Source organism: Endozoicomonas sp. 2B-B (assembly GCF_053470045.1).
On the sequence record NZ_JBLZMU010000001.1, the window covers coordinates 2,197,186 to 2,216,828 of the forward strand.

11 protein-coding genes are annotated in these 19,643 nt (G+C 48.4%); 8 read left to right on the forward strand and 3 right to left on the reverse strand.

Going from position 1 to position 19,643, the window contains the following annotated elements; all coding sequences use genetic code 11:
* Positions 1-9 precede the first annotated feature (9 nt).
* Positions 10-4,779, forward strand: a complete 4,770-nt coding sequence (locus tag ACOMHB_RS08945; RefSeq protein ID WP_448216344.1) for a pilus assembly protein — start codon at positions 10-12, stop codon at positions 4,777-4,779.
* A gap of 47 nt (positions 4,780-4,826) precedes the next feature.
* Here ACOMHB_RS08945 and ACOMHB_RS08950 read toward each other — a convergent pair whose 3' ends face one another.
* A complete protein-coding gene (locus ACOMHB_RS08950; protein WP_448216345.1) occupies positions 4,827-6,881 on the reverse strand; it encodes a hypothetical protein in 2,055 nt (684 codons plus the stop codon).
* A gap of 235 nt (positions 6,882-7,116) precedes the next feature.
* Here ACOMHB_RS08950 and ACOMHB_RS08955 point away from each other — a divergent pair, with 235 nt between their 5' ends.
* The 7 genes from ACOMHB_RS08955 to ACOMHB_RS08985 all read left to right on the forward strand — a co-directional run bounded on the left by ACOMHB_RS08955 (position 7,117) and on the right by ACOMHB_RS08985 (position 14,537).
* Positions 7,117-8,985, forward strand: a complete 1,869-nt coding sequence (locus ACOMHB_RS08955; RefSeq protein WP_448216346.1) for an autotransporter domain-containing protein — start codon at positions 7,117-7,119, stop codon at positions 8,983-8,985.
* 315 nt (positions 8,986-9,300) lie between these two features.
* The gene (locus tag ACOMHB_RS08960; RefSeq protein WP_422132954.1) at positions 9,301-9,843 is read left to right on the forward strand and encodes a GspH/FimT family pseudopilin; all 543 of its coding nucleotides are present in this window, start codon (positions 9,301-9,303) and stop codon (positions 9,841-9,843) included.
* A complete protein-coding gene (gene pilV / locus ACOMHB_RS08965) occupies positions 9,843-10,388 on the forward strand; it encodes a type IV pilus modification protein PilV (protein ID WP_422132955.1) in 546 nt (181 codons plus the stop codon). Before ACOMHB_RS08960 ends, pilV begins: the two co-directional genes overlap by 1 nt.
* The gene (locus ACOMHB_RS08970; RefSeq protein WP_448216347.1) at positions 10,388-11,158 is read left to right on the forward strand and encodes a PilW family protein; all 771 of its coding nucleotides are present in this window, start codon (positions 10,388-10,390) and stop codon (positions 11,156-11,158) included. Before pilV ends, ACOMHB_RS08970 begins: the two co-directional genes overlap by 1 nt.
* Position 11,159: 1 nt before the next feature.
* Positions 11,160-11,621 carry a hypothetical protein gene (locus tag ACOMHB_RS08975; RefSeq protein ID WP_448216348.1) on the forward strand — a complete coding sequence of 154 codons (462 nt, stop codon included), beginning with the start codon at positions 11,160-11,162 and terminating at the stop codon, positions 11,619-11,621.
* Between the two features lie 64 nt (positions 11,622-11,685).
* Positions 11,686-14,136: a pilus assembly protein gene (locus tag ACOMHB_RS08980; RefSeq protein WP_448216349.1), complete on the forward strand. Its 2,451-nt coding sequence runs from the start codon at positions 11,686-11,688 to the stop codon at positions 14,134-14,136.
* Positions 14,133-14,537, forward strand: coding sequence for a type IV pilin protein (locus tag ACOMHB_RS08985; RefSeq protein WP_422132959.1), 405 nt, complete (start codon positions 14,133-14,135; stop codon positions 14,535-14,537). The genes ACOMHB_RS08980 and ACOMHB_RS08985 overlap by 4 nt, the downstream gene beginning before the upstream one ends.
* An 11-nt stretch (positions 14,538-14,548) precedes the next feature.
* Here the strand turns inward: ACOMHB_RS08985 and ACOMHB_RS08990 are convergent, their stop codons facing one another.
* Positions 14,549-14,971, reverse strand: a complete 423-nt coding sequence (locus tag ACOMHB_RS08990; protein ID WP_448216350.1) for a type IV pilin protein — start codon at positions 14,969-14,971, stop codon at positions 14,549-14,551.
* A gap of 57 nt (positions 14,972-15,028) precedes the next feature.
* The gene (locus ACOMHB_RS08995; protein ID WP_448216351.1) at positions 15,029-19,639 is read right to left on the reverse strand and encodes a pilus assembly protein; all 4,611 of its coding nucleotides are present in this window, start codon (positions 19,637-19,639) and stop codon (positions 15,029-15,031) included.
* Positions 19,640-19,643: the final 4 nt, after the last annotated feature.

Genomic DNA, 19,643 nt, shown 5'->3' on the forward strand with positions numbered 1-19,643 from the left:
AGTGCAGTCATGAAGATGAAGCAAATACTGATAAACAGCCTGTCTGTTTTGTCAGTCTGGTCCACTTTGGTATCAGCAGATCCCTCATCGAATCTCTATTCATCGGTGCCACCTCTGTTAAGTCGAAGCTCGGAACCTCTGGTTATGTTGGTGATGTCGGTTGATCACGAGCTGTTTAAAAAAGCCTACCCGGATTACTCGGATCTGGATGGTGATGGTCAGTTGGATGTGACCTATAAAGACGACTTCGAATACCTGGGGTACTTCGACAGTCAGTGGTGCTATTCGTACAGTTCGTCGAATGGGCGATTTTCACCGGTTGCACTGGCAACCGGTACCCATAGTCACTTCTGTGATACAGCAAATGCACCATGGAGTGGTAATTTTCTGAATTGGGCGACCATGAGTCGAATGGATGTTTTGAGAAGGGTGCTCTTTGGAGGTAAACGGTCTTCTGATAGTTCATCTCTGACCGTTCTGGAAAGAGCCTATTTGCCCAGAGATATTCATGCTTTTGTCAAAGTATACAATGGCAGTGATCTTGCCAGTCTGACTCCTTACAGTGGTTCTGTGAGTTTTTGTAATCTGGCGACCAGTGAACTTGGTGAACCAAAGGTTCGTATTGCCAGTGGTCAATGGCCGCGCTGGGCGTCTACTGAAGTGATTCAGTGCCAGTGGAGTGCGTCTAACAGTCCTTCCAGCAGCTATGAGTTAGCAGAAAAAACGGTTCGGGTTGAATCCTGTGTAGCAGGTAAAGATGCATCAACGTCGGTTCGTTGCAGAGAGTATTCTAATGGCAACGCCAAACCGGTGGGATTGCTGCAACGCTATGGTGAAGATGGCAGTCTCCGGTTTGGCTTGATCAGCGGCAGTTACGACAAGAATATTTCTGGTGGCTTGCTGCGAAGAAATATCTCCAAAATTGGTGGTAACTCGTCGTCTTCTGATGATGAGGTCAATGTATCTACCGGTATTTTTAACGGCTCTGTCAATGGCATCATACAGCACATCAACAGCTTCAGAATTGCCAGATACAGCTACAGTCAGAATAAATATACCGACTGCAGCACTTATGGCATTTCCATTGATACCTTTAAATCAGGGCGTTCAACTTATTCAAATCGTCATTGCAGCAACTGGGGGAATCCACTGGCTGAAATGTATCTGGAGGCTCTAAGATACTTTGCCGGTCAGTCATCACCCAGCAGTGCTTTTGATACCAGTGTTGATGATCAATTTGTGTCAGGACTGTCGACCGAGTCCTGGATTGCCCCCGTCACTTCAGCCAACGCCTGTGCCAACTGTTCAATTATCCTGTTGTCCAGCGGACTGAACTCTTTTGATTCCGACGAACTCTCCAGTAGTGCCGATTTGCCTGGCTTGTCGGGTACTGCCAGTGTGAATAGCAAAACCGATGAAGTGGGTGAGCTTGAATATAACAATAACTTTGCTGGTAACTATCTGGTTGGAGGTACAGGTAGCACACGACAGTGTACAGCCAAGTATCTTAATGGGTTGTCAGAAGCCAAAGGCCTGTGTCCTGAGTTGCCTCAGCTGGAGGGGAGTTATCAGGCGTCCGGATTGGCGTTCTATGGCAACCAGACCGATTTGAACACTACTCTTGATGGTGTGCAGAAAGTCAAAACCTATGCCGTTCAATTGGCAGAGAGTATGCCTAGCTTTACCCTGAATGCGGGTGGTAAGCCTGTCACTTTCCAACCGGTTTGTCATACCAGCTCCAACTTTGGTTCTGGAACGAATTTCTCTGGCAGTGGTAGTGACTGCACACTCACTGATGTAGTGGTAGAGAATACAGTACTGAACTCTGATGGTGAGGTCGTGGAAGGCAGCTTGCTGTTTACCTGGGAGGACTCTCTCTGGGGTAATGATTTTGATTATGACGCTTCCTCACGCATTAAGTTTTGCGTTGGAGCCCAGTGCTCAGACACTTCAGATTCAACCCTGCGTGTGGGTAGTTTTGGCAGTGACCAGGTGCGAATGGCTGTCCAAGTAGATGGTGTTTATGCCGGATTGAACCTGAGGTTCAGTTACACAATGACTGGTACTTACGACGATGGATTACAAAACGATTTTGTCTACAAAGGGCAGACGGATTATGAAGTGAGTAACTTTACGGCCAGCGGCAACTCAGCAGGTCGGCTTGAAAAACCGCTCTGGTTTGCGGCCAAGTACGGTGGCTTTGTTGATCTTGATGGTGATGGTACGCCCAGGTATGACGAAAATGGCGATGGGATTTCAGATGATGACCGGGAGTGGGATAGTCGGAATAATACCACCGGCTCAATAGGCGCAGATGGTTTACCTGACAATTATTATTTCGCTCGTAACCCCAGCCAGTTAGAAGCTCAGCTGGGGCAAGTGTTGCAGGATATCGTCAGCAGGGTGTCCTCCGCCACCAACGCGGCACTTTTTTCGAACAGTCAGACCGGCGCAGGTGTTCTCTATCAGGCGCTGTTTCAACCCGTTATGGAGTACAACGGTAAGACCATTTCCTGGGGTGGTATGCTTCACGCGCTCTTTGTCGACAGTAAGGGTTTACTTCGCGAAGACAGCAATGGTAATGACAAGCTTGATGATTATACGGTCGATAAAGTCGTGAAGCTGATTTTTGACCCCAACTCCAACCAGACTCTGCTTCAGAGATATTCCACTTCAGATTCTGGGGTAACACTGACGCCCGACGGCGCTCTTCAGTCCCTGAATCAGCTGGATGCAATCTGGGATGCCAGAGATCAATTATCTAGTCTCTCCAACGTCACCAGTCAGCGTACCTTCAGTTCCCTCGCTTCAGGTGGCCGCCATATTCTGACCTGGCTGGATGAAGATAATGATGGTGTTGTTGATATCGGTGAAACTCTGCCACTGACGCCTGATACATTCAGCACAAGCGAGGGTTATCTGGGGGTTTCAGCTTCTGAGGTTGCCAATGTCATCAACTATGTTCGCGGTGAGGAGATCTCCGGAACCCGTCCTAGAACCATTGACTACGATGAAGACGGAGACGATGATGTCTGGCGACTGGGTGATATTATTCATTCAACACCACAGCTGGTGTCTTCTCCAGAAAGTCGGTTTGATGCCCTCTATTCCGATACCACCTATACCTCCTTCTACAACCAATACAAAAACCGTCGGCACATGCTTTACGTAGGGGCTAATGACGGCATGATCCACGCTTTTAACGGTGGCTTCTGGGATGACAGTCAATACGGCTATAACACAACGGGGGATAACAGCGAAGTCAGCCATCCACTGGGTTCTGAACTTTGGGCTTATACGCCCATGAATCTGTTGCCTCATCTGCAATGGTTGAGAGAGCCGGACTATCCCCATGTTTACTACATGGATGCAGAGCCCGTAACTTTCGATGCCAACATTTTTGACAGTAATGACAGTGATTATCCCGGCGGCTGGGGAACCGTGCTGGTGATGGGTATGCGTCTTGGTGGCGGTGATTATGAGGTGACTTTGGGTGGGAATAACAAAACACTTCGCTCTGCCTATGTAGTGCTGGATATCACTAATCCAGAGGAGCCCCCTAAACTGCTGGCGGAAATAACCCATCCGGAACTGGGCTTTACCACTTCTCGCCCTGCTCTGGTAAAACGTCGTGTGGCCGCCAAAGACAGCCAGGGTGAAGATGATTGGAGTCAAACACCTACGACGAATGAATGGTATCTGGTTTTTGCATCAGGACCCATCGGTACAGGGGAGTCTGGCATACGAACGGCACTGGATGACGGGTCGAGTAATCAGAATCTGAAACTCTTTGTCTATGATCTGAAAAGTAAAGCTTTTGTGTCGGGCATGGCGCCGATGGATTCAGGGTTTTCTCAGGCGTACGGAGGTAATATTACAGCCGTGGATTGGGATCGGGATTATAAAGACGATGCTGTTTATCTCGGAGCAGTTGCAACAGGTGCATCGACTTTGGCTGGCAAACTTATGAGATTGCGTCTGCAAAACACTATGGCCGACTCAACACTGACAACACTTCTTGATACCGGGAAGCCGATTTCAGCCGCCCCTGTTGTGGCCTCAGACAAGCGTGATCATTGGCTTTATGTAGGGAGTGGAAGACTACTGACGTATGATGACAATCGCACAACACAAGCACAGTCCTTCTATGGTTTCAGGGAACCAAAAGATAGCAGCGGTGCTTTAACCTACAATGCGGTGTCTTTATCAGATCTGGTCAATACGACGGACGTTCAGGTCTACACCAATGGTAACATCAATAAAAAAACCAGCAGCGGCAATGTGGCTTATACAGTGGACTCCTCAATCGTCAGCAGCTTTACTGCGCTTCAGTCAGTGATTGCGGCCAAGAGTGGCTGGATGATTGATTTAGAGGGTGATGGTGTTATTCCCGCCGGGCGGTCAATCACCTCGGCTTCCCGATTGTTTTCTCTGATTCTGTTCACTGAATACAAGCCATCAGCAGACAGTTGCCGTGTGGATGGTTCCAGTACTCTGGTCGGCTTGCATTACCAGACGGGGACAGCATCACCCGATCCCGTTCTGGGTGAGCAGGATCAGGGCGATCAGGCCAGCGCTGATCTTTCCATAAAAAGAGTCAATCTGGGGCTGGGCTATGCATCGTCTCCCGTTATCCATCAGGGGGCTGGTGGCAGTCGATCTGCGGTAACCCAGGGCGCCGGGGGGAGTATCAGTAGTCACGAACTGAATTACCGTTTCCAGACTTCTGGCAGAATGTCATGGCGACAGATCTTGAGCATTCCCTGGGGAAGCGAATGATTCCATCGATCTCTGGTCTTGCCTTTCTTTTCGATTGGATAAAGCCATTATTCTGCATCCATAAAGACCAGATAACGTCGTGAATCCAGACCTATTTTTTCGAGATAGGCAAGACCATAGCTTCGCACTTCTTCAGGGGAATAATCTTTGGATGCCTTGATGTCAGCAGGAACGGGTTCCAGAGGTATATTGTCACGCCGACACTGGTGGATATATTGAAACCAGGCCTGCAAGAATTCATTGACCAGTTGTACCTCTTCAGCTGTTTTCGGACAGCGGAAAAAACGGAATTCCATTGTTGGAAGTGCATTGATGGCAGCTGTTCCGTTGATATGTAATAACGAGATCGCCATGTACTTTTCTGCAGCACCTGCAAGTGCATCATCTTCTTCACATGGCATACACCTCCATTTCCCGGTCATATGCTGAAAGTCGGTCATCTGAACAAATCGACTGTAAAAACCAGTAAACTGTTTCAGGTTTTCCATTTTTTCTTCATCGGTTGCTCCTTGCAAATTGCTGCTGCAATAATCCCCATCCATTAGTCTCGTATTGTAATGGGCAATCATTTGATTCATCCTGACTATCGCGATATCCTTCAGCTTCTCAAAATCACTGAATGTTTTATGCCATTGCGCCTCGCTATCTGAGACAATCCGTTTTTCATTACCGAAAAATCTGAGTAAATAGGGGTTGTTTTGTAATTCACATTCGATTGCCATGATAATTGCGGGATCACCGCCCGTTGCGCTCAACACATCAACATGTTTGTGCCCGGAGCTATAACTGATGACCCTATTGTTGCGCATGAAGTTAATCGCACTAATCACCTTTTTAAAGCAGTCATGGGCTTGTTTATCATCTAAGTGGTATGGCTTGCAGTTTATCTCAAGACACTCAACTGTATCCACAAACGAGGTAATCTCAAAATCACTGTTCAGGGTATACCGCCTCTTGTATGGTTCAATCCAACCAAGGAACTTAAAGCCCTGCTCTTCAAGGTGCTCTCCAAGAGGAAACAGGGCTTTACGCCTCGCTTCACTTTTTGAGCCCGATAAAGTGTTAATATAGTATTCGAACTCTTTTCCAAATTTAAGGCATGGACTCATCAATGGATACCCGCTGCTCCCCACGAATTCAGACTTTTTGGCAAACAGGTTGTCAATAACATGCATATAGCGTCGTTCAAATATTTCTTTCATTATCGATTTGTTGAATGTTTCGCGCAGGTCATCATCGATGCGTAAAACACACGACAACAAATTATTATTGAGACTGTCAGCAGAAGCTTTGGCAATCTCAATAAAATGGGATTCATGTTTGTAAATAAAACCAAATATAGCGATTAGCTCGGAAAACTTGCCGTAATGTGACAGGATAGTTTCAAAAAATTCAAACAGTTCCCTGCGAAGAGCCCAGGGTATATTATCGCAATTCTTCCAGACTGGGATATAACCGGTTTCCGCAAGATAATCAATCAGCATTTCAGAGAGATCATAATTAAGACCTTCATGTTTAAAATAGTTCTCGTTAGATTTTACTCCTTCTGAATGCTCTTGAAATATTTTCTTCAGGACATCACAGATCTCAGTAACCCGTCTGGCTTCGATTGTCTGGTCTGGCAAATATCGATTTTGTTCTCTTGCAAAAAAACCACGGTCTTCCTGGAGGCCCTCCTTGTATAATATAAAACCGATAAAAATATTGAGTGCCTCATCGGTTTTATCATCCTCCTTCGTTTCTTCAATCTGGTTTTCCGGTTCTTTAACGTCAGACTTTTCGATGGTTATTTTTTGATAATGCAATGTTTTGATAAGGTTCTGCAGCGTTTCCCGAAGATGTACAGCTGTGGACAGTGGCGTCAGGTAAATATCATGACCTGAAGCGGATACTGGGCCAGGCCCGTCAAAGAGGGCAAGGTTAGAAACCTTGCGCTGTACAACAGGTTGCTCTGAACCCGTGTAGTGATGTTCGCGATTAGCTGGTAAATAAACCTCTGCCGCGTTGTTGCTGCCAGGCAGTCTGGCAACGCTGTCCTGTAGCGAGTAGGGCTCATTTCCGATGGTGGGGCCATTGAAGGCTCCAGACTGCGATATATTCATATACTTAATCCCTGAAGTATTGTGTTCCTTGAGTATATTTTGACCTTTAAATCCAAAAAAAGTTCAAAGAAAGACAATAAAGACTGATGAGCTAGCTGCTTGAGAAAATCAGGAAAAGTGAGTCGGCGGCATATGCCGATTATTAATGACTGATTGCTAAATTCTGGTCGCAGTGATAAAAATAGCCTCACAATACTGCATATAAAAATCATCACAATAATAATAAGGAAAGAAGATGAAGCGGAAAATTCTATCTGCGGCTGTGGCTGCAGTCGTATCTTTTGGTGCTCAGGCCGAGCAGCCCTTCAGTGACTTTTACGTGTTTGGTGACAGCTTGCTGGATACAGGCAACCTGTCTTATGCGACAAATGATGGCGGAGTCATAGCGACTGAATTGCTGGCTAAGGCCCTGGGATTGGATATTGATACTCTTGCCAATGGCGGTAATAACTATGCAGTCGGGGGCTATCAAACCGCCGATGTTCTGGATTCTATTGTTGGTGGGGTTGCCCTTCAGGATGATGCAAATACTGTTACGGTCAGTGGAGGAAGCAATTTTAATTCTTACTTGATTGATAACCCTTCGGCCTCTGGAAATGCACTTTACTTGCTCGATGGTGGGGGGAATGATTTACGGGGAACATGGTCGAGCGCGCCCGATCAAGCGGCTGCGATTCAGGCATCAGCCCAGAATATGGCTACAGCGGTGGGTGCTCTGAGTGCTGCTGGTGCCAACTATATTATGTTGGCAAATTTGCCTGATATGGGGCGGATTCCGCTTACACAACTGGCTGCTCTGAGTGATCCGGCTCAGGCCACTGCGGCAAGTACTGCCGCTGCCGGTTACAATCAGGCGCTTGAAATTTTTGTCAACCAAACCGGTGCCAATGTCATACCGGTAGATTTTCAGGGTTTCATTAATCTTATTGTCAGGGATGCTGATCAATTTGGCTTTGCCTCAGGCGTGGATGCAGCTGTTACCGGCGCTGCAATCGATCAGGTGTACACCTGTTATGACAATGGTTTGGCGGGCAGTACTGGTCTTTCAACCTCATGCTTCGAGCATCCGGTCTATGGGGTTGATGGCACTGCTCCGGACCCTGACAGCCTGATTTTTAATGATTTTTTGCACCCCACCGGCAAAACCCATGCTCTGGCTGCAGATTACATGGCGGATATCATTATAGCCCCCAGAAAAGTGGGGTTGTTACCGCAGATGGGCTTGAGTGCAGCTCGCAGTCAATTCAGTGCAGTTACCAATGAAATGCGTCAGTCCCGCTGGAAGGATGTAAAAAGTGGCTGGTTTATCAGTGGCGCTGCGGGTGCCAATGAGCTGGATGGCGGCTTAAGTCCTGACGATGATCGTTATTCATCCACTGTGGGATTGATCAAAGGCCTGGATGACAACCATTTTTTGGGTATTGCTGTTACTCTGGGACAGAATGAGCTGGACGTCGATGGTTCATCGTTTGAGGCAAACAATTATGGTCTGAATATTCTTTATGGTTATCGTGAAGGTGCCTGGTTTTTAGAAGGTGCACTGGGTTATACCAATATGGACTATGCAGATCTTGCGCGTGATTTCAATATAGGTTCGCAGTCTTATACTGCCAAAGGGGATACCGAAGGCCATGCTGTTGGTCTGGATCTTCTGGCTGGCTATAACCTGCTTGATGAATCGTCGCAGTTTGTTTTTGGTCCCGTTCTCGGATTACAAGCCATTCATGCTTCTGTTAACGGTTATACCGAGAGTGGCGGAGAAATTTCCAATTACAAATGGGGGAATCAATCCACAGAAAGCATGCAGCTGCGTGCCGGTTTTATGGGTAGTATGCAGCTCACGGATACTATTGCCTTCAACGCCGAGATGTATCATACCGATGAGCAGGAAGGTGGCTTTGAGAGCATTAACGTCACCAATACCAATCTGAATTTTGGGCAGTACAACTTGCCTGGAGCCTATGTGGATGAAGGTGGCTTTGCTACGGCTAATCTGGGCGCCGTTATGGAATTGGGCAATGGCAAGTTGGGGCTGAATTATAACTATAGCGGTCAGGGTGATGGCTCTGAGCTGGTCAGTTTGACGTATTCGGCTGCTTTCTAATCCGGGACGTGACCTTTCCATAAAAAGAGTCAAACTGGAGCTGGGTTACATCGTCTTTCGTTATCCATCAGGAAGCCGGAGGCGGTATCAGCAATCACGAACTGAATTCACAAACCTCGGGCAGAATGTCATGGAGACAGATCTTTGGCATTCCCCGGGGAAGCCCTTAATCTCCCGATTCGTGTCAATTCTTTGAAGCCTTTTTTATCAGGTGCTATCCGGCTCACACCTGGATAAGCCGACTGTCATTCCCTGAATCTCTGGTCTTGCTTTTTTTCCTATAGTTGGAGTGTCATTCAGCAAAGGAAGTAGGTTGTGTTCAGGCATCGCTTCGCAATTACCCGGCCCGGGCTTGTGAAAGGGCTGACCCTTATCGAGATGATGATCACCATTCTTTTGGTCGGCATCATTAGTTCCATAACGGTGTCCCTGGATTCGCTTGTGCAATCGTTTCGATTGGATTTTTACAATCAACGTATTTTCAGTAGTGTGGTGGTGGCTCGCAGTGAGGCGATAAAAAGAGGCGTGAATATCAGTCTCTGTCGAAGCAAAAACGGCACAAGTTGCGATACTTCAGGCAGCAACTGGAAAGCAGGCTGGATGGTTTTCACTAATCCCAACAATAACAGTTCGGTTGATACGGGTGAGGACGTTATCAGGGTATACGGAGAAATTGACAGTGATGTCACGATTAATCTGAATGCCGGTAACACATTGACATTTACCCCCAGGGGCAGCCCTTCAGTGGTGCGAACTATCAGAGTTTGTCCCACGGGAGGATTGGGCACTCCAATTAAAACCGTATCGGTCACAACGACTGGACAAATTCGAAAATCTTCTTCCACAGGTAATTGTTGATGGAAGCACACTTAAAAGCACATACAAAGACGTACAGAAAGGTTCCACAGAGCAAAGAGAAAGGCTTTGGTCTCATAGAAGTGTTGATAAGTGTGGTGATTTTTATGGTAGGCATTCTTGGGATGGCGGGAATGCAGGCTCAGGCCACCAGAGCAACTCAAGACAGCCTGCAACGTTCTCAGGCGCTCTGGCTGGCGAATGAGATGTCTGAACGTATGAAGGTGAATGTTCAGGGGGTGCAGTCAGGCCGTTACCAGAGTAGAGCCCAGACCGCCAGCAGTAATCTCTCATCCTATTGTGCCGGGCCTGCTCCCAGACAATGCCTTGCCAACACCTGCACGGCTGATGAAATGGCTGATTTTGATGTTCATGATCTCATGTGCCGAAATGCCAGACTATCCGACCAGCAGATGACTGTCAGCTGTTCAGCCAGCCCCTGTAATTCTGGTGCAACGGTGTCGATAACCCTTGAATGGGAAGCCAGAGGCGGCATTGGTAGTTTGTTTCTGGCTCAGAAATCACTGACTCTGAAATATCTACGGTAATGATCAGAAAATCCTTATTCCGACAGCAAGGACTGTCGCTGATTGAACTGATGCTGGCACTTGTGATTGGTTTGTTAGTCAGCAGCACCTTTTTAAAACTGATGTTGAACAGCAGTCGTTCTACTTATTTTCAGGAAGATCTTGCCCTGGCACAGGAAAATGGGCGGCATACACTGTATTTGCTGGGTCGTGCTGTAAGACAGGCAGGCTACAGCGATGAAGTGAATAGTCTGGTGCTGCCATTCTTTACTGGCAGATGTGGCAGCGCTGCGCAATGTACATTTGATGGTGGCGGTAACAACAGTGATCAGGTGGCTGTCCAGTTTCTACCTCAGAACAGTGAAGATTGTGCAGGCAACACCGTTCCGGCGAACGAGCTGACGGCCAATGTTTACTATGTGGCTCCTGATCCGGCAAATAATAATATTGATACCCTGTTCTGCCGGGGCTACAACCCGGCAAACTCTATAGCCAGAGGTGCAGCCAGGGCTGTGATCACTGGTGTTGAACGCCTCCAGGCTCTTTATGGCGTTACCCACAATAATACAAATAATGTACATCAGTATCTGTCGGCCAGTACGGTCAGCGACTGGCGGGATGTCAGAAGTATCAGATTGGGTGTACTTGTGAATTCTGGTCAGCAGACTCGGTCATTTGAAAAGCGAACACGGACGTATAACATCCTGGAGAGTGGCACTTTGACCCTTAACGATGGACGCCCCCGATATGTCTTTACCACAGCCTATAAACTTAACAACGCCGGATTCTAGTATGAGGTCTATTCACAGAGCCAGGCAGCAAGGTGCGATCATGCTTATGACCATGATCATTATGCTGGTGATGCTATTTTCGGGTTTGTTTGTTATGGAAATGGCTATTTTTGAAGAAATGGCGGTCAGCAATGAGCAGAAAGGATTACAGGTCTATCAGGTAGCGTACAGTGAGTTGGATGGACAATATAAATACCTTATCGACAACCCCAGTGTTTTAATGGATGCCAGGGCCGCTGATGTCAGCCTTACCATTGTACAGGATCAGACAGGTTGTTCTAACCACACTCAAATCTGCCAGACTGCCACGCTCCGATATATCGGTGAGGTACCACCACCTCCGGGTTACAGCCTGGGGAAATACATGGGGTTAATGTTCGAAATTGATAGTGTCGCTACTTTGGTCAAGGCAGGCGCACAATCCAGTCAGACTCTGGGCTTCATCTACGTGACCACACTTTGAATCAATCTGAAGGCTGTGCTGCCGATGGAGAAGTAAGAGCGCGTGACAGAGGATTTCCCCTTTGATGCATCATCTACTTCTTACATTGTTTCTCAGTCTGCTGTGTCTTTCAGAGGTAAACTCTGACGACACGGATCTTCTGATCAATGCATACAATAATGGCCAGATTGATACTCTGGGGTTTGCGGCACCCGCATCGGTCAGTGATGCTGCAAACGCTCTCCAAAGCTCTGATGAGCTCTATTATATCGTGCTGCGATCTGTTAATGGCCCCAGCTGGCGCGGCAACCTCAAACGTTACCGGGTGGGTTCGGATAATAAGGTTTATGATGCCAATGGTAATCTGGCTATCGATTCATCCACCGGGTTTTTTACCAGCGCTTCCAAAAGCTTTTGGGGAAACGCTAATGATGGCAGCAATGTTACTAATGGCGGGATGGCTGCTCATTTGAGTCAAAATCGGCTGGTGGTTTCCAATATTATCACTGGTAACAATCTCATCCTGAGTGTTTCGGGTAATCGTGTCAGTGAGAATAATTCAAGGATTACCACCGGGCTTCTGGCTTTGTCCGGGAGTGGGTCGGCAACGAACCGCACCAATGTTCTCAAGTGGGCCAGAGGGGTTGATGTTGACGACGAAGACAGTGACGGTTCCATTACGGACAATCGAACCAGTATTGGTGATCCACTTCATACCCAGCCAAAAGTGATCACCTATTATAAGAACAGTGTTGGCTCAGTGGTGGATCGAACTGTCTATTTCACCACCAACGACGGCTTTTTACACGGTGTAAATACCGCTAATGGCAGCACCGAGTTCTCATTTATTCCTAAAGAGTTGCTCGTTAACCTTAAACTCTACAAAGATAATCTGGTAGGGGGGGGGGACCACTATAGCGGCCCATCTTCCGATGCGGGTTGTGTCTGGGACTACCAAATACCCGGTAAATGCATTCCCGAGTATTGGTGCAGTTATCAGTATCGTTTTTTAGATCTTCATCATACACAGAGTTGCCGTCTTAAAAATAGCATACCAAAGTCGGACGGTGACTGTTACTATAATTATTCTCTTTCTGTGCCCCCGCAAACCTGTTTAGAGCCTGAGTTTTGTGAGTATCGCTTTAAGTTTGGTGATGTCCTCCTTGATCAGAGCTGCAGGCTCAGGAGCACCCCTCAGATACCGCCTCCCCCTGTGAGTAAGCCGCCCAAGCCCTATGGCATGGATGGCCCGATGACGGTATGGATCGATGATGCCAACGGTGATGGCGATGTGCTTCAGACTAATAATGGCAGTCCCGATTCTGGAGAGCATGTCTATCTTTATCTCACCATGAGGCGCGGCGGCAGTAATATCTACGCTCTTGATGTTACTGAAAGGAACAGTCCGGTATTGAAATGGGTGATTCGAGGGGACCAGGACAGGGACAATCAGGCAGATAGCATTGCAAATAACCCTGATTTTCCTGAATTGGGCCAGACCTGGTCAGCCCCAACGCTGGCAAAGGTTCGTTTTAATGGTTCTGACAGACAAGTGCTGTTATTTGGTGCTGGCTACGATCAGGATGCTGATGAACAGACGACGATCGGCAATAATGACATCGGCCGGGCCATCTATATGGTGGATGCCGAAACAGGCCAGAAGCTCTGGTCTGCCGGTAACAGCGGTACCAACCTGAACCTGTCGGATATGGATTACAGTATTCCTGCTGATCTTGCGGTCATTGACATCGACAACGATGGGCTGACGGATTACTTTTTTGCGGTGGACATTGGCGGTCAGGTCTGGCGATTCGATGTTAACCAGAATAACAGCGGAGCCTGGAACTTCGCCACGGGAGGGCGAATTGCCAACTTCTCTGGCAGCTCCAGTGCCGATGCCCGACGGTTTTATGAAAGGCCGGATGTTTCGCTGTCAAGATCGGTTGATCATTTGAACATTGTCGTAGGCAGTGGTTTCAGGGCGAAACCTCTGGGGACTCAGGTCAATGATCGGCTTTATGTATTCAGGGATCCCAACATTTACGACGCTCCTGCCAGTTATAACTACAACAATGGTTCAGTCATTGATGAATCAGCGCTCTACGATGCCACGGCCAACCTTGTACAGCAGGGGAATGGGGTTCAGCGGGCAACGGCCCGCAGTTCTTTGGGTAGCTTGAAAGGCTGGTATATCCGCTTTGAGGTGTCTGGAGAAAAGCTGCTGGGCAGGCCCACTGTGTTCAATAATGTCCTGACCCTGACTACCTATGCGCCTGGTGGCGGGGGTAGCAGCTTTCTTTATGTGTTGAACATTGATAATGCCAGTGCAGTGGTTGATCTTGATGGCAATAGTCAGGTTGTTAAAGGCGACCGCAAGAGACAGCTACGCTATGATACCTTGACGCCAGCGCCCGTCATTCTTAACCGTAGCAGTCAAGGCGCAGATATCTGTGTGGGTGGGGAGTGTTTTCAGGATATTCTCAGGGAAGCGGGTTCGATACCTTTCCACAAAACGTTCTGGAGGGAAAAACAGTGAGAAAGGTAAAGGGATTTACACTACTGGAAATTATTATCGTGGTGGCCATCATCGGTATTCTCGCTGCAATCATTGTCCCGTCGTACAACGAACATGTCATGCATTCCCGACGCAGCGAAGGCATATCGTCCCTGTTGACGATTATGCAGCAGCAGGAACGCTATTTTACCGAACAACTGGCTTATACTACTGATCTCTCAAAATTGGGCTATGCCATCAATGGTGCCAATGAAGTGGTGTCCGAGAATGGTCATTACTTAATCAGTGCAGCTGCGTGTTCTTCTATGACTATTTCACAGTGTGTATTACTGACTGCGACCCCTCAGGGTGTTCAGGCCCCGGACGGTAACCTGACCATCAATAGTCGTGGTACACGAACGCCACTCGGTTCCTGGCAATAGCTCTTTCCGGTTCACCAACATTCTGAAAACGCTGTCCCGGCACTGTCAAAACCGGCTTTGACCCCAAGTTGATTTAAGGTGATGGTTCGACAGTCTGCATCTTCAAATTGGTTGCTGCTGCTGTTTGCTGTGGCTGTCAGGGTATAGGTGGTATTGGTGGCCGTTACGGCGATGGTGTAGTGCCCGTCCGGAGAAGTAGCTCCACCAAGATTGTTGATATCAGTAGTATAAGCATTGTCGTAGGTGTAGAACTTCTCCTGTTCTGCGGCCGCCGTCGTCAGGGCGATATGGGCGTCTGTCCTGCGACTTTCAAAGACATATTGCTGATAGGATGGAATGGCAACCGCAACAATAATGCCGATGATAGCAACGACGATCATCAGCTCGATCAGACTGAATCCATTGCCTATAGTAGGCACTGGCTCGTTATTCATAACTCAGCTCCTTAGAATTATTTCTTCTGGCACATGGCCGTTTACGCTATAGCCTTCCTACTTGGGGATATTAAATATCTGTCGCCAGGATTGTCGGCCATCATCTGTCAGTGTGTATTCCAGATCGGTGCTGGAAATATTACCGGCACCGCCCTGGATAATAATGCTGGTTTTGCCATCAATGCCCTGGTGGACTAACGGAGCCGGTGCCAGACCTGCTCCCAGGCTGATTTTCTTTTCCGATACCGTATCGTCAGTGAAACCACCCGGAGTCAGCACTTGCTGGATACTGGCGGGTATTGCCGTGCCGGTCTGATAGTGCAAAGCATTTAGAAAGCTGGTGCCATCCACCAGACACTGATCAGCAGGTGGTTGGTATTCGGTGAACAGCAGCAGGGCAAAAGCATTGGCCGGCGAGCTAACACTTTTACCGCTGGGATCTTTGCCGTCATGGATCAGTCGGTTTTTCCAACCGGCTTCGGTGGTCAGGGTGTTGCGCAGGGACTCAAAGTTACTCACTGTCGTACCCGGCGATACGGTAAAGCCGGATTTCAGGTCACCATCGGCTTCCACTTGAATATCCGTGGTATCAATCAGGCTGGCAAAAGGCACTGTGCCATAAGAGAATACATCACCGAGCCTGGGCTCTTTTACGCCAAAAAAGAATTCCTGCTGAGTATCCTGACTGTCTGCCCGGGTCAACTCACGACCCGTACCGACAAAGACCCAACGCTCATTATCGCTGTTGGTTACTGCCGTAGGGCGGGCGGTAACAGGGCGCTGTGGGCGGGTTAAGGTGCCCAGTGTCCAATTAGCAGCCAGTGGGTCTGCCAGGTTGATCCTTAGCAGTTCGCCACTGAGATTGCCTGCGGTTTCTACACTGCCAAAGTAGATGGCATCGTCATAGTAATCCTGATCCCAGTCCACGGTGGCCATGTTGCCGGCATAAGCCTGTGCGATACCACTGTCCATCGGGTTAAAAGCGCTGAGAAAGTTTTTGTTTTTCAGGTCATAGACAAACACTTTCATATTCTGGTCACTGGTGGCATCGCCCAGAGCTTGTCGTATACCGCTGGATCCTGTGCCCGTCGGACCTGAGCCAAAGGCCAGATACCAGTTGTTTTCGGTGGGGAAATTATAGTCTCCGGAAGCGTTGGGTTTTCGCCGTTGTATCACCACGGGTCGGCCTGTGGTAAAACCCAGCTCCGGATGAGTAATTTCTGCCATCAGTTTGGGAGGCTTTTCCGGATTAGTAATATCCAGCATGACGTAGGCAGAACGCATGGTCCGGGTCACACTATTGACTGAAGCGTCAATCGGCCCGCCGCCCAGTCGCATTCCCATGATCAGTACGGTTCCCCAACCTTTGGGGTGGTCAACATCCGGGGTGAAAATATTGGCATCAAAAATCAAAGGTTCGCCATCCATGTAATAAACATGGGGATAATCCGGTTCTGACAGCCAGCGAAGATGGGGCAATAAATTCATCGGTGTGTATGCCCAGAGTTCTCCACCCAGAGGGTGCTGAGTTTCTGAGGGATCATGATTCAGGTCAAAGCGCTGATTGTCTTTGTCCCAGAAACCGGCATTGAAGGCATGGATCATGCCATCGTTGGCACCGAGATACACGACCTGGCGGCGGTTTTCGTAGTGTTTCAGAAAATCGATAAAGGTTGAGTCGTTGCCGTTGAAAGGTTTGCTGTCAGAGTAATATCCTTCCGGTTTCGACACGGCGACAGGATTGGAGTGAATGATGTCGCCCAGACGCCATACTTCCAGGTCGCCATCATTGTCGATATCCACAGAGCGGGAGCGATAACCCGTCTGGTCTTCGCCACGAATGAATTTAACCAGCTTATCCGATTCCGATGCGTTCACACCCAAATAGTCGCCGTTGCTGCCTGTGAAGGTGGCAGAGACAAAAGGCTGTTCCTCACCGACATCGACACGGCCATTATTATTGGCATCCAGCCAGGTCAGGATATGACGGCCAGTGTTGGTCAGCGCCGTATAGTTTCTTTGACTGGTAATGTTGTTGATTTCCGTCAAACGTTCACGAGCATCCCAGACAGGTTTCAGTGAAGTCAAATCCGCGGTACTGCCATCAGGCGTCAGTGTTACACCGTTATCAGAAGAGGTATAACGTTGAATAACAGTAGAATTTCTGATGGGGTCAAAAGACAAGGTCACAACCCGGTCAGTCGAATAGTCATCCAGCGTCCGGTTACCATTGGAGTCTTCCCGGAAGTGACCTCTGGTATCAACAAATAAACTGTGCAGCAGTCCAACCCAACTGATTTCAAGGTTATTGACCGTTATTTTGGGGCGGAATAGCCCCTGAATAGCCGAGCCTGCACCGCTGGCACTGTTAGAAACCAGCGCAGCACTGGCACCGGAAGATATACGGCTGGCGATGTCCTTAAAAACCAGCTCCAGCTGGGTTCGTAACAAAGATGGATTGCTCGCCAGAAAAAAATTGTCGGGAATATTGTCGGCGCCCAGTTCACCTGTTGCGTTATTTCTGATATCCCACTCTCTGGAATCATTGTCAGGCACTCCATCACCATTGGCATCATGATTGGGTGTACCGTCATTATCCAGGTCGTTGAAGCCTCCATATTTTGCTGCCAGCCTCAGTGGCTTGGGCAAAATACCCGATGCCGTGCCAGTCGCCACATAGGTGTGAGTCACTGGCGTTCCGGGACCCTGGGCAGCTCCACCACCGGGGCCAAAGGCGTAGGGTGACGCTATACCATCATCATTGGTACCAAAAATACTGTGGGAAAAAGTGTAACCTCCATTAGAAAACTTCCCTTCGAAACGGGACGTGACCTGAATCTGATTGCCGGTGATGGCGGGTGAGCAGGCATTACCAAGGCAATAGGCAATACTGGAGCTGGCGTCATAATCATTGTCACAGCCTTCCTGGCAATCTTCCCAGATAAACGTGTATTTTCCTTTTTTGCCGTCTGCCGTCTGCTCATCAACCACAAGGTCACGGAAAGAGCCGCTGGAACTGATCGGTTGGAAGCTGACGGTCCTGTTGTTGACACTGGCGCTAAGGGAGGGAAGGCTGTCAGCCAGTTGAATGGTATAGGTCTTAATATTCTGGATACCATCAAGATCGGTTCTCAGGTCTGTTGTTTGAGCGTGATAAGCCAGACCCGAAACTGCGTAACCCCCTTCTTTGTTCGGAGCTTCAGGGCAGATACCGACGGCATCTGAAAGATTAGACAGGGACTTTGCTGTGCAAAGGTTGTTACTGCCACCGTAATAATAATTACCTGAGAGGTTGCCATTGTATTCAATGTCACCGAGATCGTCGGTTATGTTAATCAGGTCATTGATATTGCTCATGCCTGTGACATCAGAGATGCTATTGTCTAAATCATCCAGGTCATACACATTGGTGCCACTGGATATAAGAATGATGGCACAGCTGGCGCAGTCATTGGCCTGAGTCATGGGTGTCACCCAGGCTTCGTTGGTCATGCCCCGTCCGGCGTCTGAGGTGCTGAAGTCAGAAGAACCTGCGTTGCTTCCCGAGAAATACCTGATGGCCTCAAGATAAATTTCTGAAATCGGGTTACGCCATGCGGTCAAACCAATGGCATCGATATTGTGAATAATACCCTGAACACTGGTATTAAAGGTGCCATTGGATAGATTGATCTCATCCTCATTTGGATCGGTATTACCTGCAAATTGTCTGATATTGCGCCGCAACAGACCACCTGAGCTGTTGCGACCATAACTTCCGGTAATAAGACCAAATTGAATCTGATTTTCTTCGCCATAGCCTTGGAGCAGGCCAACGGGCTTGGGAACACCGCTGGAGTACTGTTTGCAACGCCCGGTATTATTGCCATCTTTGCCCGAGACACAAGCTTCTACCTGGACAGTGTGGGTCGCCAGTTCAGCACTTCTGGCAGGACTGAATGCATTTCCCCACTGACATTGGTTGATTTCTGTAGTGGCCCAGCGAGGAAACTGACCCGCTGCGATTCTCAGTGACGGTGCTCCAGCCCAGAGACTGCAAAAAGAAACCGGCGATGAATACGGAGTGTATTTATCAATGTCTGCACCGGAATAAACTTTGGCAAAAGCACCACTGAGGTTTGTAGAGAGGGAAGACCTTCTAAGCACTGTCTGTGTGGCAGAGTCCGTTGACCGATGTCCACCGTAGAGAATGACTCTCAGTATTTCCATTCTGGACATGGACACCCAGTTCATAAAGTTACCACTCCATGGGGCTGAGGCGTCCTGGCAGAAATGTTGATTGCTACCCGTAGCTGGCAATACGGGTTGGTACATCTTGTCCGAGCTGCTGTATGCGTAGCACCAGTTACTGTCAAAGTAACCGATGTAATCAAAGTCGTCCTTGTAAGTTGAATCGATCAGGCCATCGTCATCGAGATCGATGTAGTCTGAATAAGCTCTTTGAAAGAGTTGCTGATCCACTGGCATCGCCAGCATAACCAGAGGCGGTGAAAAGGTGCTGCCCTGGTTGGGCGTTGCAGCATAGTCCGAGGCGGCTGCGATGGCCTGTTGCAGGAAAAGGGGCTGGAGCAGGAATGTCAATAAACAGATTTTTAGCGAAAACAGAGATAAAGGCTGTTTTCTGGCTGCAAAAAGCGCAGACGGACTGATCCCTTTTAACACGAACACTGTG

Excerpts from the sequence above, each read along its gene's own strand:
- ACOMHB_RS08990 (WP_448216350.1), bottom strand. The coding sequence starts at position 14,971 with ATGAATAACGAGCCAGTGCCTACTATAGGCAATGGATTCAGTCTGATC.
- pilV (WP_422132955.1), top strand. The coding sequence starts at position 9,843 with ATGGAAGCACACTTAAAAGCACATACAAAGACGTACAGAAAGGTTCCA.
- ACOMHB_RS08975 (WP_448216348.1), top strand. The coding sequence starts at position 11,160 with ATGAGGTCTATTCACAGAGCCAGGCAGCAAGGTGCGATCATGCTTATG.
- ACOMHB_RS08955 (WP_448216346.1), top strand. The coding sequence starts at position 7,117 with ATGAAGCGGAAAATTCTATCTGCGGCTGTGGCTGCAGTCGTATCTTTT.
- ACOMHB_RS08945 (WP_448216344.1), top strand. The coding sequence starts at position 10 with ATGAAGATGAAGCAAATACTGATAAACAGCCTGTCTGTTTTGTCAGTC.
- ACOMHB_RS08970 (WP_448216347.1), top strand. The coding sequence starts at position 10,388 with ATGATCAGAAAATCCTTATTCCGACAGCAAGGACTGTCGCTGATTGAA.
- ACOMHB_RS08950 (WP_448216345.1), bottom strand. The coding sequence starts at position 6,881 with ATGAATATATCGCAGTCTGGAGCCTTCAATGGCCCCACCATCGGAAAT.
- ACOMHB_RS08980 (WP_448216349.1), top strand. The coding sequence starts at position 11,686 with ATGCATCATCTACTTCTTACATTGTTTCTCAGTCTGCTGTGTCTTTCA.